The sequence below is a fragment of the Candidatus Protochlamydia phocaeensis genome (assembly GCF_001545115.1).
Classification (GTDB): Bacteria; Chlamydiota; Chlamydiia; order Chlamydiales; family Parachlamydiaceae; genus Protochlamydia_A; species Protochlamydia_A phocaeensis.
The window spans coordinates 13,537-27,011 of the sequence record NZ_FCNU01000012.1 but is presented as its reverse complement, the minus strand read 5'-3'; the positions used below and the strand labels follow the sequence as shown (position 1 = coordinate 27,011).

The following is a 13,475-nucleotide window of genomic DNA, read 5'->3' as shown; positions in this document are numbered from 1 at the left end:
GTCCTTTATCCTTTCTCTTCCACATTTGTTTTCCGGTCTCGCAAACGTTGAAAATAATCTAAACGTTTTTTGAGCTCGCGCTCAAACCCCCTTTCTACAGGCCGATAGAAAGTTTGCCTAGGCAGCGAGCCGGGAAAATAATTCTGTCCTGAAAATGCATCTGGCAAATCATGATCATATTGATAGCCTTTGCCATATCCCATTTTTTTCATCAATGAAGTAGGGGCATTTAAAATAATGGCAGGAGGGTCTACATAGCCTGTCTGTGCAGCCGTTTCCCGGGCTTCATTGAAAGCTTGGTAAACAGACGCGCTTTTAGGAGCTAAGGCTAGATAAACCACCACTTCCGCTAAGGCCAGTTCTCCTTCGGGTGAGCCAAGCATTTCATACGCTTCTTTAGCCGCTATCGCTAAAGGCAAGGCCTGCGGATCTGCCAGGCCAATATCTTCGACGGCCATGCGAATAAGGCGCCGAGCTAAATATAAGGGTTCTTCGCCCCCTTCCAGCATGCGGCAGAACCAGTAAATAGAGGCATCGGGATCCGATCCTCTTACAGATTTATGCAAGGCCGAAATGAGGTTATAATGCTGATCGCCTCCTTTGTCGAATAGAGCGGATTTTTTTTGTAGAATTTGATGCAAGGCCTGCTCATCTATTAAAGAGTCTGTTTGAACAAGATGGCGTAGGTTCTCGATCAGATTATAAAGATACCGCCCATCTCCTTGAGACCATAAAATCAGCAGACTGCGAGCTTCCGGCGTGAGAGGCAAAGGCGCAAAACGTTTTTCATAGCGCTGAATGAGGCGCTCTAATCCTGACGCATCTAAAGGATAGAGCGGCAAGACCCGCAGCCTGGAAAGCAGGGCGGCGTTGAGGTAAAAGGACGGATTCTCGGCCGTGGCCCCAACTAGTACCAAAGTCCCATTTTCAACAAAGGGAAGGAAAGCGTCTTGCTGCGCTTTATTAAAGCGATGAATTTCATCGACAAATAAGAGAGTCCTCTTATGTAAGAGGGGCATCTCTTGAGCTTCTTTGACAATTTTTTTTAAATCCGCTACACCGCTAAAAATCGCACTCATAGAGACAAAGCGCATATCAAACGCTTGGGCATAAAGGCGGGCGATGGATGTCTTTCCACAGCCTGGGGGTCCCCAAAGAATGATGGAGAGAGGTGTTTGATTCGCAATAGCCCTGGTGATCAAGCCATTTTCTCCTAGCAAATGATCTTGTCCCACGATTTCAGCTAAAGAATGCGGACGAAGCTCTTCTGCAAGCGGAAGCGTCTTTTTCATTACTGATTCTCCTTCACGAGTAAAAGATTGGCTTTTCTTCGAGGGCGGTAAGAAGGTAAAAGCAAAGAAGGAAAGCTGAAGGCCAAGCCTGCAAACAGGGCATCTTGGAGAGGCATCCAAAACAAGTCGTTTTTAGCCCACTGCCAAGATAGAATTAACCCTTGTCCGAATATATAGAGGAGAACTGTTTGCAGCAGAGTTGCAAGAATGGCAAAGAAAAATGTCATAAGCGGAATCGTACTTAGGCTATCTTCAAAAAAGTGGCGCTTAGACGAATAAAGGAGCTCTACAGTTAAGCAATAGGTAAGGGCATAAAATCCGATTCGCGTTTGCGTAGAAAATAAATCCAGGACAAATCCGCAAAGAATAGCCAGCCATAAGCAGTTTATTTTATGTTGGCGATAGAAAGAAATAATTAAGAAGGGAGCGAAAAATGTCAGTCTCAAAGAAGGAAATAAGGGAAAAAGAACAAAAGCCAGGAGAAAAGTATAAATAAATAAAATCAGAAGCCGCATGAATTGATCCTTTTAATAAAGGAAAGAACTTGCCTTATGGCAGAGAAATTTCTCAAAAAAGGTAAAGGATTCCTTATTTTCTGGCAATTTCTTAGAGGAGATATTAAAACGCTCAAGGCTTAGATTCGATAGTATCCCTTTCTAAGGGAGAAAACTCAAATCTAGCCTATCATGAATTTAGAGATATACCCTAGCAGATAAGCCGCTCGCAGGCTTTCGTCAGTTTTAATAGTTCTCCGGAGCGTCTGAGGGCCTAAAATGGCCGGTATAGTGGGACCGAGTGTCCGCTTCAGCTTAAATAGGTGCCACTTTGCATAAGGCTGTTAATACGCTCCTCTAGAAAATAGCATAGCTGGAATGGTTTTAAAAATAAGCTTTAAGTCCAGAAAAAAAGAACGATTGTCGACATACTGCTCATCTAATTGAATGCGCTTCTGATAACAATTAATATCACTCCTTCCAGATACCTGCCAAAGCCCTGTCAAACCAGGGCGGATTGATAGGATTTTATAAGCTTTTGGACCTAAATATTTTTCTACCTCGGCTTTAACTACTGGGCGAGGGCCTACAATGCTTAGGTCTCCTTTGAGGACATTCCAAAATTGGGGAAGCTCGTCCAAAGAGGTTTTGCGTAGAAAGGCGCCGAATGGGGTAATACGGGGATCGTTTTTAAGTTTGAAGGAGCGTTCCCATTCTTCCCGTAATTGAGGATTAGAGGCTAGAATCTCTTTTAAGCGCTTATCTGCATCGCTATACATAGAGCGAAATTTATAGCATCGAAAAGGTTTTCCCCCGCGGCCAATTCGCTCATGGGAATAAATGATCTTGCCGGGTGAAGTGCAAAAAATGAACAAGCCGATCAATAAGAAGACAGGAGCTCCTAGAATCAAGCAAGCTAAACTGAAAGCAATATCAAATGCCCTTTTGACTGGAATATGTTTGATTGGGTATTCCAACAATTGAGAAAAGGGGGCAACAGCGGTTTGCATAGATGAGGAATTGATCTCTTTCATACTTAATATTTGGCTAAGGTTTATCTGTAAAATTCTATATAATATTAATAGAAAAATTTCCAGTAAAACTAAAGGGAACGGATGGATTGTCTTCTTTTCAAATTTTGGAATAAGGATAAATTGCCCCAAGCTTCCTATAAATCTCAGGATGAGGTTTAGAGGCTAGGAGGGAGAATGAGAATCGAGGGGCATGAGCGGTTTTAATACATTCTTAGAGATTTCCCGTTATTGATGGCAGAGAAAAGCTTTCAACGCGTAGATTAATAAAATCCTGCCCTGCCATTTAAGGGATTAGGCAGGTTTATGAAGAAAAAGGAAAGGCCTCATGAGAAGTCAGTGCTGCCTTTTCAAAATAAAATCCGAAATATTAATGAGTAAAGAAGTATCAAAAGGCAAGGGTTTTAGGGCTTGAAGCGCTTGTTGATAAAAGTTTAAAGCACAGGCTTGTGCTTGTTCCAATCCCATTAAGGAGACATAAGTCGATTTTTCGTTTAAAACATCAGAGGCGATCGAGCGGCCATGTTTTGTTTGGCTGGAAGTCACATCTAAAATATCATCGATAACTTGAAAAGCAAGTCCAATATTTTCGCCAAAATGCCGCAAACAGTTTAATTGCGCATCGGTAGCATCTGCAATAATGCCGCCGAATTCGACAGCGGCTGTAAGGAGGGCTGCTGTTTTATTGCGATGCAAGAGGCGTAAAGAATCCAAACTGATTTTTTTACCTTCAAAAGAGAGATCCATGACTTGTCCGCCAATCATTCCCTCTCCGCCGCTTTGCCTGGCTAAAGTGGAAATGAGCTTGATTTTTTTTTCGGGCGTCAGGTGAGGCGCTGTAGATAGCACTTCAAAAGCATAAGTGAGCAAGAAGTCGCCGGTTAAAACGGCATGGCCTTCTGAGTACTTTCGATGGACAGTCAATTTCCCTCTTCGATAATCATCATCATCCATGCAGGGGAGGTCATCATGGATCATAGAATAAGTATGAATCAGTTCAAGGGTGCAAGCTGGAATAAGAGCGGCGGAGGAGCTACCGCCTAGCATTTGATTTGTTGCCAAAGTTAGAATTGGACGAAGCCGCTTCCCACTTCCTAAAAGAGCATAACGAGCCGCTTCGAATAGATGCTGATAGGGACCATGGCTAACAGGAATAAGCTGGTCTAATTGCTGCTCAACTAGCTGGCTTTGCGATTTTAAATAATTGGCAATATCCATCATTTATGCACACTCATTTTTAAATCTGAGGAATGGGAAGAATATCCTTCCTGTCCCTGATAATCACTTGCCCAAGCCGGATCTCTGCCAATGCTAAAATAATTAAATCCTTTGCGTGCCATTTCTTCCGGAAGATATTGATTTCTACCATCAAAGAACGCATTGCCCTTCATCTGGGTCAAAAGGGCTTGGAAATTGAGAAAGCGGAATTGCTTCCACTCGGTCATTAAAATCAAGGCATCGGTTTGTTCTGCAGCTTCTAATTCGGACTGACACCAAGTTATGGCCGGATGTTGGCCCAATATAAGCTGGGCTTTAGGCATGGCAATGGGATCAAATACTCTCAAGGAAGCTCCTTGTTCCAACAAATCCTGGATGAGAACAAGAGAAGAGGCTTCGCGCATATCATCTGTATCCGGTTTAAAGGAAAGACCTAAAATGCCAAAAGTCTTGCCTTTGATTCCTCCCTGATTGGAGTAATAATTTTGGACTTTTTGGCTGATGACGTGCTTCTGTCTTTGATTGATATCATGCACGGCTTGCAAAAGCGAGAGCGGGCAATCAATGCTATAAGATTGAGCTAATAGGGCTCGCACGTCTTTAGGCAAGCATGAGCCGCCATATCCAGCTCCCGGATAGAGAAATTTATTGCCGATGCGCTCATCTGCTCCAATAGCCTTTCTTACCCAGTTAATATTGGCTCCTAGCCCTTCGCAAAGCTGAGCCATTTCATTCATAAAAGAAATGCGCGTTGCCAACATAGCATTAGCGGCATACTTGGCCAGCTCGGCAGAAGCGATATCCATAACCAATAGACGTTCATGGTTAAGCATAAAAGGAGAATAAATCTCTTTCATGATGGAAGCTGCTTCTGCGCTATCGACGCCGATAATGACTCGATCAGGCTTCATGAAGTCTTGAATGGCATTTCCCTCTTTCAAGAACTCGGGATTGGACACAACATCAAAATCGATCTTGCTATTTCGCTGCTCTAGTGCTTGCCGGATAATCGCCTCTACCCGATGAGTGGTTCCAATAGGTACCGTGGATTTTGTGACAATGACGCAATAGCGATTTAAATAGCGTCCAATGCTTGCCGCCACTTGCTCGACTTGGCCGGTGTCGGCAGATCCATCCGCTTTAGCAGGCGTGTCAACGGCTATAAAGCAAACATCCGCTTTAGGGACGCTGGAGTTATAGTCGGTAGTAAACTCCAAGCGCTGGGCTTTGATATTGCGCTTAACCATTTCTTCAAGCCCAGGCTCATAAATGGGAATACTCCCTTCTTTAAGATTCTCTATTTTTTCTTTATTAATATCTAAGCAGGTGACATGGTGCCCCATCTCTGAAAAGCACGTTCCAGTTACAAGCCCAACATAGCCAATTCCAATAATAAGAATATTCATAGCATTACTCGTTATCTAAGACCAAGATCTAAAAAAATTGAATCAATCATCATAGCGCATCTTCCTATTTGCTGCATATATAAAGTCGAATGAGTAAGCAGGCAAGCATTGAAAGTCCAGTAAAAAATAATTAAAAAATATTGATCAAATCTAGCTAAACTATTTACATAGTTAGAAGCGAATTTGATATTTAGGTTATATTTTAATGGGGCATATATGCTGAAAAAACCAATGAAAAGAAAATCGGTAAAAGAATTGAGCAATGGATTTGTTTGCCTTTTGCTGTCGCTGTCTGTTCTCTCTCAAAGCCATCTGTCTTCACAACCTATCATAAATGATTGTGAACAAGAATGTGAAGCGCCCTGTGCAAGACGCAACCTTTTATGGGGGGCAGCTGCCGCAGGAATAGCAGTAGGTGGTGTAATAGCTGCCTCATCGAGCCGGCATGGAAGAAAAGGAGAAAGCGGTTCGTCGGGATCAAGGGGAAGCCCAGGCCCAGCAGGTGTTCCGGGTACTCCAGGAGCAACCGGTCCTGCCGGTCCTACAGGCCCTGCTGGAGCTCCTTTTGTTTTCCCTACAGGGCCGGCCAGCCTGGGTTTTACCTTCACTAATCAAGCAGTTGCATTCGCAGGGCCTATTTTACGAGGACCTGTTCCTTTTGGGCCGAGCTATATTCCTTTAATTGTCATGCCTGATCAGACTATCATTACAGGGGTGCTTATGCCTGCAAATGCGCCTCCGCAGGTATTGACTATTCCAGCTCCTGCTCAAATAGGAAATTACCAAATTGTCCTGTACTTAGACTCAAATGCTCCTGCCGACGAACTTCAAACACAGCCTTTTGTTAATGTGACAAATAGTTTGAATCCAGCAGAAGTGGCTACTTTTTCTACTACCTTTGGCTTTGGTAGTCCTGTGGGAGAACAAGTGACATTTGAGTTTACCTATTCACCTGCTGTGATTCCTTGAACCTGAAAAGAAGTTTATCAATTTTTTAATTAAGATCGTCTAGAGGAAATTATGCTAAAAATTACATCAAACCAGTCTTTTTTTGCTCGACTGGGCCGGCAAGCTTGCTATTTGCTTTTGATTGGAGCAATGCCGGCGCCTTCTTGTGGATATGCGCAATGTTATGAGAATATTTGCGAAGAGCAAGACCCTTGCTGCGACAGCGGCTATAGCAAGACTGCCGTATTCGGCATCGCTGCTGCTAGTGCAGTAGCGGGAGGTTTAATCGGTGCAGCTTGCAACCATCATCGCAGAGGTAGAAAAGGCGATCCCGGACATTCCGGTTCGTCAGGTTTACCAGGAGCACCGGGGCTTCCGGGTGCACCGGGGGCAACCGGACCTGCAGGGCCTGCCGGAGCGGCTGGCACAGGTCTCGTCGTTCCTACAGGGCCTGCCAGCCTGATTTTTACTTTTACAAATACAGGATCTGCTTTAGGGGCAATTCCTGTGGGCGCTAGCTATATTCCTTTGGTGGTGACACCTAGCCAGACCGTCTTGTCCGGTACCCTTTTGCCTGTTGGAGGGCCAGCTCAAACCATTATCATTCCCTCTCCTGCCGAAATAGGCACTTACCGCATTGTTATGTATGTGGAAGCTAATACGGGTACTGTTTCTTTTTCAAACGGCACTGTCGTTGTAACTAATAGCTTAAATCCTTCGGAATCGACTGCCTTCACAGTAGTAATGAATACCTTTACGGCTGTTGGCACCGAATTTACTTTTGATTTTACCTATTCTCCAAGCATCATCCCCTAAAGGCATGAGCCCTTATTTCTGGTTTGCCAGAAAGTAAGGGCTTCCCTTTCCATTTAGAGATCGACCTAATCATAGCAAAATGATTTCCGCTCGCTGTAATTCTCATCTGGACGCTTTAGTCCAACATTCACGTACATGACTAAGCGATTATCGTTTTCTTGGTGCTGAAAGGACAGCTTAAGATGCCAGGCTGTTTGGAGAGTGGTAAGCAAATCAATTTCATACTCTAAATAGCTGGGCTCTCTCCAGCGGTTCCAACCTTGGCGTGAGGAGAATTCGCAGGCCCAATTTGGATGAAAACGATAGAAAAAATGGACTAAAAGAGTGTCCCGCCGATCGGATAGGGGAGAATGGCGCAGTACGCCTTCTTTGCGATAGACATCCAGGAAAAAGTTTTCAGGATCGACCTTGCGCCAGCTATAAGCGCTGCGGTGCCGATACTCTGCAGCCAAGGCAAAGTCTGCGCTTAAAGTCCACTCCGAGCGGAAATTAAAATAATCTAGCTGATGATGTTCAATATTCCATGCCATATTGAGCGTGTGCTTCACTGTCGGAAGCGAAGAAAAGATGAATTGGCTATAGACGCGCGGAATGCTTTGGCGGAAAGTCTTTTCATCAAAAAAGGCATGGGCATAAATATTGGAGAAAAATACCCGGGATGCACAGGAATCCGCTTTCTTTGCATATAGAGAATTTTTCACTCCAAAAGTTAACATATTTAGACGCGTCCAGCCATCGCTGATATCAAAAATATAATGCTCCTTAGGAGAGGAGGTGGGAGAAGAGTAATAGCGATAGGAACTATACGGTTCAATGACGTGCTTAATGTTTTTATAGTAGCGATAAAGCTGGGTTCGGGCATTGCAGCCAATCATTCCAAGAGCAAGCCATTGTGACTGATGGCAGGGACTATTGCCGTAGAAAATACTGACGGCTCCGACCTCTGGAGTAAACGTCATAGGACCAATTGGAAAGGGGCGGTACAAGGTGGGTTGGTATTCAATTCGCGTAGAATCATAATCATGCACATCGATTAAATGCTTTGAATATTTAAAATTCAAATACGAGACATTTGCCCAATTCTCAAAAATAATTCCCGTCTGCGGAATGTCTAAGGGTTTTAAGCTTAAATTTAAGGTTGGCAGCTCTTGTTTGACTGTTTGGAAACCATTCACGCGGACGCGTGAATAAAAGCTGCCTATCCAATGCTCTTCTTGATGCCGGATTAAAAGCTGAGTGCGCTCCGAAGTGTCAAAATCAAAATCCCGGTCGTAATAGCTGCTTGGCATATCGCGGTCGCTAATCTTGTCGTAAGTCAAAAGGACATTCGTTTTATCATTGTCAAAACGGGTCTTGAACATTCCTTCGAAGCGAAAACGACATTTTTCATGAGTGTCTAAAAGAGAAGAATCTTTGGCCAGGTAGTTAATGCTTTGAAATTCGGTTTTATGGTCTAAAGAACGGTAGCGGGTTTCAATTCCTCCTCCCGGCCCTCTTGTTAGGCGATAATCAAAACGCACAAATGTTTTCCAGCGCTCCCATGAAAAAATTTCGTAAGTCAATCCAAAGCGCGGCCCTTGTCTTCCTCCCCATCTGAAGCGGTACTTGATTGGCGAATCAAAAATGGAGTCGAGATTGGCTGTCAGAGAGGGAATCCATAAAATGGGATACCGATGAAGGCGTATTTGCACTTGATTGGCTTTTAAATATTTTTCTTTTTCCACCAACACGCGGTGAGAGTAAATGCCCCATTCGGGAATATCTTTTTCGGAAGTCGTTACATAGCCTTCATAGATGAGATAGCTGCCATCCGGATGCAATTCTATTTTCTCTCCTCCAAAAAACCAAGGCTCGGCTGCTGTTCGTCCCTCAAAGATCACTCCTTCTTTCTTTTGAAAGTCGTAAAAGAGCTTCTTACCTACAAAAACATAGTCTCCGAATTCCAAAATCAGCTGATCTTCAGCTTCAATTGTTAAAACAGGCTGATTGTCGACCACTTTACGGGTATAACGGAGATTTAAAGCTTGAATGCGCAAATGTGGGGCCGTAATGACGCCTCCCTTCTCGGTTGTCAATACTCCATCGGAATAAAGCGGCTCTCTTAAATCAACAGTAATACCTTCTGCAAAGCCCTCTTCCATTAATTTGGCAATTTCTTGAGCGGAGCAAAGAGCATGAAATAAGGTAAATAGAATAATTCCTAAACTAATCAGAAGAGAATAAAAGGAAGGAAGGAAATGTTTTTTTGTCATGTATCAGTCTTGGTCTGCATTGAATCAATGCGGGGATTATAATGCACAAGCATTTATCTCTAAAGATGAGAAAAACTTTTAATTAAAATAGCCTCCGACTTGGATTGGATTTATTAAAATAATCTATAAGTTATTTAGTTTGAATATCTATTTGGTCATAGGAATAGGATGCGCTTATGGACTTTATCGTTTGTAACAACCTCTCAAAAATTTGTAGATCAGATCCAAAAACAATGGGAGTAGAAAGCTTGTAGAAAAAGCGCGTATTTGATCTCTCCTGTAGTTTTATATCAGTTTACCATCACTTTTTCATCCAACTTTGAAGTGGATTGCTTAACGGTCCGGAATAAATTTAAGTAATCTGATAAAAATTAAATTGGTTGCCTCTAAATATTTAAAAATATAAAAAATATTTTTTAATCAAACTGTCCTTCAGTCATTGCAAACCAAACAGAACTAACAGGCACGGAGGAGAATCTTTTCTGTGAAGCCAGTTCTTGTATTTGAAATATGCTGGGAGTTCAAATGGAATTAGCGCGTCTTAAATTATTTAAAATCTTTAGCCACTTATTTTTGAGCCTGTTTTTTCTTTGTTATAGTTATTTGCCCGCTGTTTGCGATCCTGCTGTCATTGCTATAGCAGGTGGAGGGGATCATTCTCTTACTTTGAAGAGTGATGGGACCGTATGGGCATGTGGACTCAATGGCTATGGTCAGTTAGGCAATGGAACGAATACGGATTCAACCCTTCCGTTGCAAGTAGGAGGGGGAACACCATTTACAGATGTAGTTAGCATAGCGGGAGGTGGTTTTCATTCTCTTGCCCTGAAAAGCGATGGAACGGTATGGGCGTGGGGACTTAATAACGGGGGTCAGCTAGGCAATGGGACGAATGCGAATTCTAATCTTCCATTGCAAGTAGGAGGAGGAACGCCATTTACAGATGTAGTTAGTATAGCGGGAGGAGGGGCTCATTCTCTTGCTTTGAAAAGCGATGGGACGGTATGGGCGTGGGGAATCAATAACTTTGGTCAGCTAGGCAATGGAACGAATACGAGTTCTAATCTTCCGGTGCAGGTCGGAGGAGGAACACCGTTAACAGATATTATTGCCATAGCTGGTGGAGGATCTTATTCTCTTGCTGTGAGAAGCGATGGAACGGTATGGATGTGGGGAGCCAATACCTTGGGTCAGCTAGGCAATGGAACGAATACGAGTTCTAACCTTCCGGTGCAGGTAGGAGGGGGAACACCGCTGACGGATGTGATTGCTATAGCCGGCGGATATACTCAGTCTCTTGCTGTGAGAAGCGATGGGACGGTATGGGCGTGGGGAGGCAATAGCAATGGCCAGCTAGGCAATGGGACGAATACGGATTCTAATCTTCCCGTGCAAGTAGGAGGGGGAACACCGCTGACGGATGTGATTGCCATAGCAGGAGGGAATGAACATTCTCTTGCTTTGAGGAGTGATGGAACGGTATGGGCGTGGGGAGGCAATAACTTGGGGCAGCTAGGGAATGGAACGAATGCGAATTCTAATCTTCCCTTGGAGGTTGGAGGGGGAACCCCGCTGACGAATGTGATTGCCATAGCAGCCGGAATAAATTATTCTCTAGCCCTGCAAAGCGATGAAACAGTATGGGCGTGGGGAGAGAATACCAATGGTCAGCTAGGCAATGGGACGATTACCAATTCTAACCTTCCTGTGCAAACAGTTGATTTGGTAGGGATTGAGGGATTAAAAGCAATAGCCAGTGGATCTTATCATTCCCTTGCCTTGAGAAGTGATGGAACGGTATGGGCGTGGGGATTTAATGGCTATGGTGAACTGGGAAATGGAACAAATACTGATTCCTCTCTTCCTGTACAGGTGGGAGGAGGGGTGCCGCTTACAAATGTGGTTGCCATAGCAGCGGGAAGGGAACAATCTTTAGCTTTGAAAAGTGATGGGACAGTATGGGCGTGGGGAGGCAATGCTAATGGTCAGCTAGGCAATGGAACAACTACTGATTCTTCCGTTCCTGTGCAGGTAGGAGGGGGGACGCCGCTTACAAATGTGAGCGCCATTGAAGCAGGAGGAAATTTCTCTCTTGCTTTGAAAGCGGATGGAACGGCATGGGCGTGGGGAGATAACACATTCGGTCAATTAGGCAATGGAACAAATATTAATTCTTCCATTCCCATACAGGTAGGAGGAGGAACCCCGCTTACAAATGTGAGCGCCATTGAAGCAGGAGGAAATTTCTCTCTTGCTTTGAAAGCGGATGGAACGGCATGGGCGTGGGGAGATAACACATTCGGTCAATTAGGCAATGGAACAAATAATCCTTCTAATATTCCCGTGCAGGTTGGCGGAGTAGGTCCTTTGACAAATATCATTGCCTTATCAGGCGGATCTTATCATTCTCTTGCTTTAAGGGAAGATGGGACGGTATGGGCATGGGGAGATAATGCCGATGGCCAGCTAGGTAATGGAACGAATGCTATTTCTTATATTCCCGTGCAGGTTGGTGGGATAACGCCGCTTACAAATGCGATTGCTATATCAGCGGGCGGATATTACTCTTTGGCTTTAATCGATGATGGCACGGTGCAGGCTTGGGGGTATAATAGCTTTGGTCAATTAGGTAATGGGACGAATATAAGTGCTAACCTTCCGGTACAGGTAGGAGGAGGAACGCCATTTACAACTATAAAAAATATTGCAGCTAGAGAGAGCCATGTGTTGGCTTTAAAAAGCGATGGCAGTGTGTGGGCGTGGGGAGATAACAACTACGGCCAGTTAGGGAATGGAACAACTACTTTTAGCTCTTCTATTCCTGTGGAAACAATATTCACGCCTGTTGTGATAGCTACGCCGGCAAACCAAACGATTGTTAGCGGAGAGACGACATCCATCCTTCTTGGTTCAAATATAAGTGGAACAACATTTAGCTGGACGGTGAGTCAAAATAACGTCTCTGGAGCTGCGAATGGTGCAGGGACAACTATCAGCCAAACATTAATCACAACAGCTAATGCACCCGGTACGGCCACTTATACAATCACTCCTATTAGTCCACAAGGATGCATCGGAACGCCTATGCAAGTCGTTGTGACGGTCGAGCCTGTCGCTCAATTGCTGGCTATTACCTCCTCTAATGCAGCCAATTTTGTCGTAGGGCAGCCTTCGAGTTTTACTGTGACAACGGCTGGATCTCCTATTCCTTCCCTGATTGTAATAGGACAGTTACCTATAGGCCTGGCCTTTATAGATAACGGGAATGGAACGGCGACGCTTTTTGGGACTCCGGTAAATGGGACCCAAGGGGTTTATTCCTTAACTATTGTTGCCAGTAATGGCGTTGCCCCTAATGCCGTGCAAAACTTTACCCTTATTATATCCGATAATGGAGGAGGAGGGGGAAGCGTAAATCCGCCTAGGCATGTGAGAGGCTCGCAAGGGATTAACTTGTGTAATGGGCAAGCAGACTTTGTCAATACCTTGACATGGAACGCCCCTTCTGGAGGAAATCCGGTTGTCGCTTATTACATCTATCGCAATAGCCTTAATCATTTGGTTAAAGTCGTGCCAGCCGGGCAGCCCCTGCAATTTAAAGACCGCCACCGCCAAATTGGAAGGGTGTATACGTATTTTATCGTTGCAGTTGATGCCTCTGGCAATGTGTCTGAGCCGATTAACCTAGTCGTCCGTCCACGTCCTAAAAAGATAACCTTTTGTCGATTAAAATTTAATCCCCTGCTGTTTCCAGAGTTTACTGAATAAGCAAGAGGGGACTTAATAAGTTTTAAGGCCGTTTGTTTACCCGATTTTATTGAAAAACTAGTCAAGCCACTGCATGAAAAAAAGGGCGGGCAGTTTTTCAATAAAATAGACAGGGAAGCTTCCCTATTGCCCTTACTAATTTTAAAAAAATGTATGTGATCCCTGCAGCTTTATCTCAGTTTATCATCACTTTTCATCTGACTTGTAAGTAGATTGTTTAGCGGCCTGGAATAATTTAAAGAATAACTTC

9 protein-coding genes are annotated in these 13,475 nt (G+C 44.1%); 3 read left to right on the top strand and 6 right to left on the bottom strand.

Annotation, left to right across the window (positions count from 1 at the left end):
* Positions 1–5 precede the first annotated feature (5 nt).
* The 5 genes from BN3769_RS05480 to BN3769_RS05460 form a co-directional block, all read right to left on the bottom strand.
* Positions 6–1,292: a replication-associated recombination protein A gene (locus tag BN3769_RS05480; RefSeq protein ID WP_068468410.1), complete on the bottom strand. Its 1,287-nt coding sequence runs from the start codon at positions 1,290–1,292 to the stop codon at positions 6–8.
* Complete coding sequence (gene mreD, locus BN3769_RS05475) at positions 1,292–1,807, bottom strand: rod shape-determining protein MreD (protein WP_068468408.1); 516 nt, start codon at positions 1,805–1,807, stop codon at positions 1,292–1,294. The genes BN3769_RS05480 and mreD overlap by 1 nt, the downstream gene beginning before the upstream one ends.
* A 323-nt stretch (positions 1,808–2,130) precedes the next feature.
* Complete coding sequence (locus BN3769_RS05470; protein ID WP_068468406.1) at positions 2,131–2,796, bottom strand: sugar transferase; 666 nt, start codon at positions 2,794–2,796, stop codon at positions 2,131–2,133.
* Positions 2,797–3,153: 357 nt separating this feature from the next.
* The gene (locus BN3769_RS05465; RefSeq protein ID WP_068468404.1) at positions 3,154–4,038 is read right to left on the bottom strand and encodes a polyprenyl synthetase family protein; all 885 of its coding nucleotides are present in this window, start codon (positions 4,036–4,038) and stop codon (positions 3,154–3,156) included.
* Positions 4,035–5,441, bottom strand: coding sequence for a UDP-glucose dehydrogenase family protein (locus BN3769_RS05460; RefSeq protein WP_068468402.1), 1,407 nt, complete (start codon positions 5,439–5,441; stop codon positions 4,035–4,037). Before BN3769_RS05460 ends, BN3769_RS05465 begins: the two co-directional genes overlap by 4 nt.
* A gap of 216 nt (positions 5,442–5,657) precedes the next feature.
* Here BN3769_RS05460 and BN3769_RS05455 point away from each other — a divergent pair, with 216 nt between their 5' ends.
* Positions 5,658–6,410, top strand: a complete 753-nt coding sequence (locus tag BN3769_RS05455) for a hypothetical protein (RefSeq protein ID WP_068468400.1) — start codon at positions 5,658–5,660, stop codon at positions 6,408–6,410.
* A gap of 51 nt (positions 6,411–6,461) precedes the next feature.
* Positions 6,462–7,205 (top strand): hypothetical protein, encoded by a 744-nt coding sequence (locus BN3769_RS15185; RefSeq protein ID WP_068468398.1) that lies wholly within the window; start codon positions 6,462–6,464, stop codon positions 7,203–7,205.
* Between the two features lie 65 nt (positions 7,206–7,270).
* Here BN3769_RS15185 and BN3769_RS05445 read toward each other — a convergent pair whose 3' ends face one another.
* Positions 7,271–9,457: an LPS-assembly protein LptD gene (locus BN3769_RS05445; RefSeq protein ID WP_068468397.1), complete on the bottom strand. Its 2,187-nt coding sequence runs from the start codon at positions 9,455–9,457 to the stop codon at positions 7,271–7,273.
* Between the two features lie 525 nt (positions 9,458–9,982).
* On the opposite strand from BN3769_RS05445, the gene BN3769_RS05440 reads away from it, so the two are divergent.
* Positions 9,983–13,225 (top strand): RCC1 domain-containing protein, encoded by a 3,243-nt coding sequence (locus tag BN3769_RS05440; protein WP_068468395.1) that lies wholly within the window; start codon positions 9,983–9,985, stop codon positions 13,223–13,225.
* The last annotated feature ends 250 nt before the right edge of the window (positions 13,226–13,475 follow it).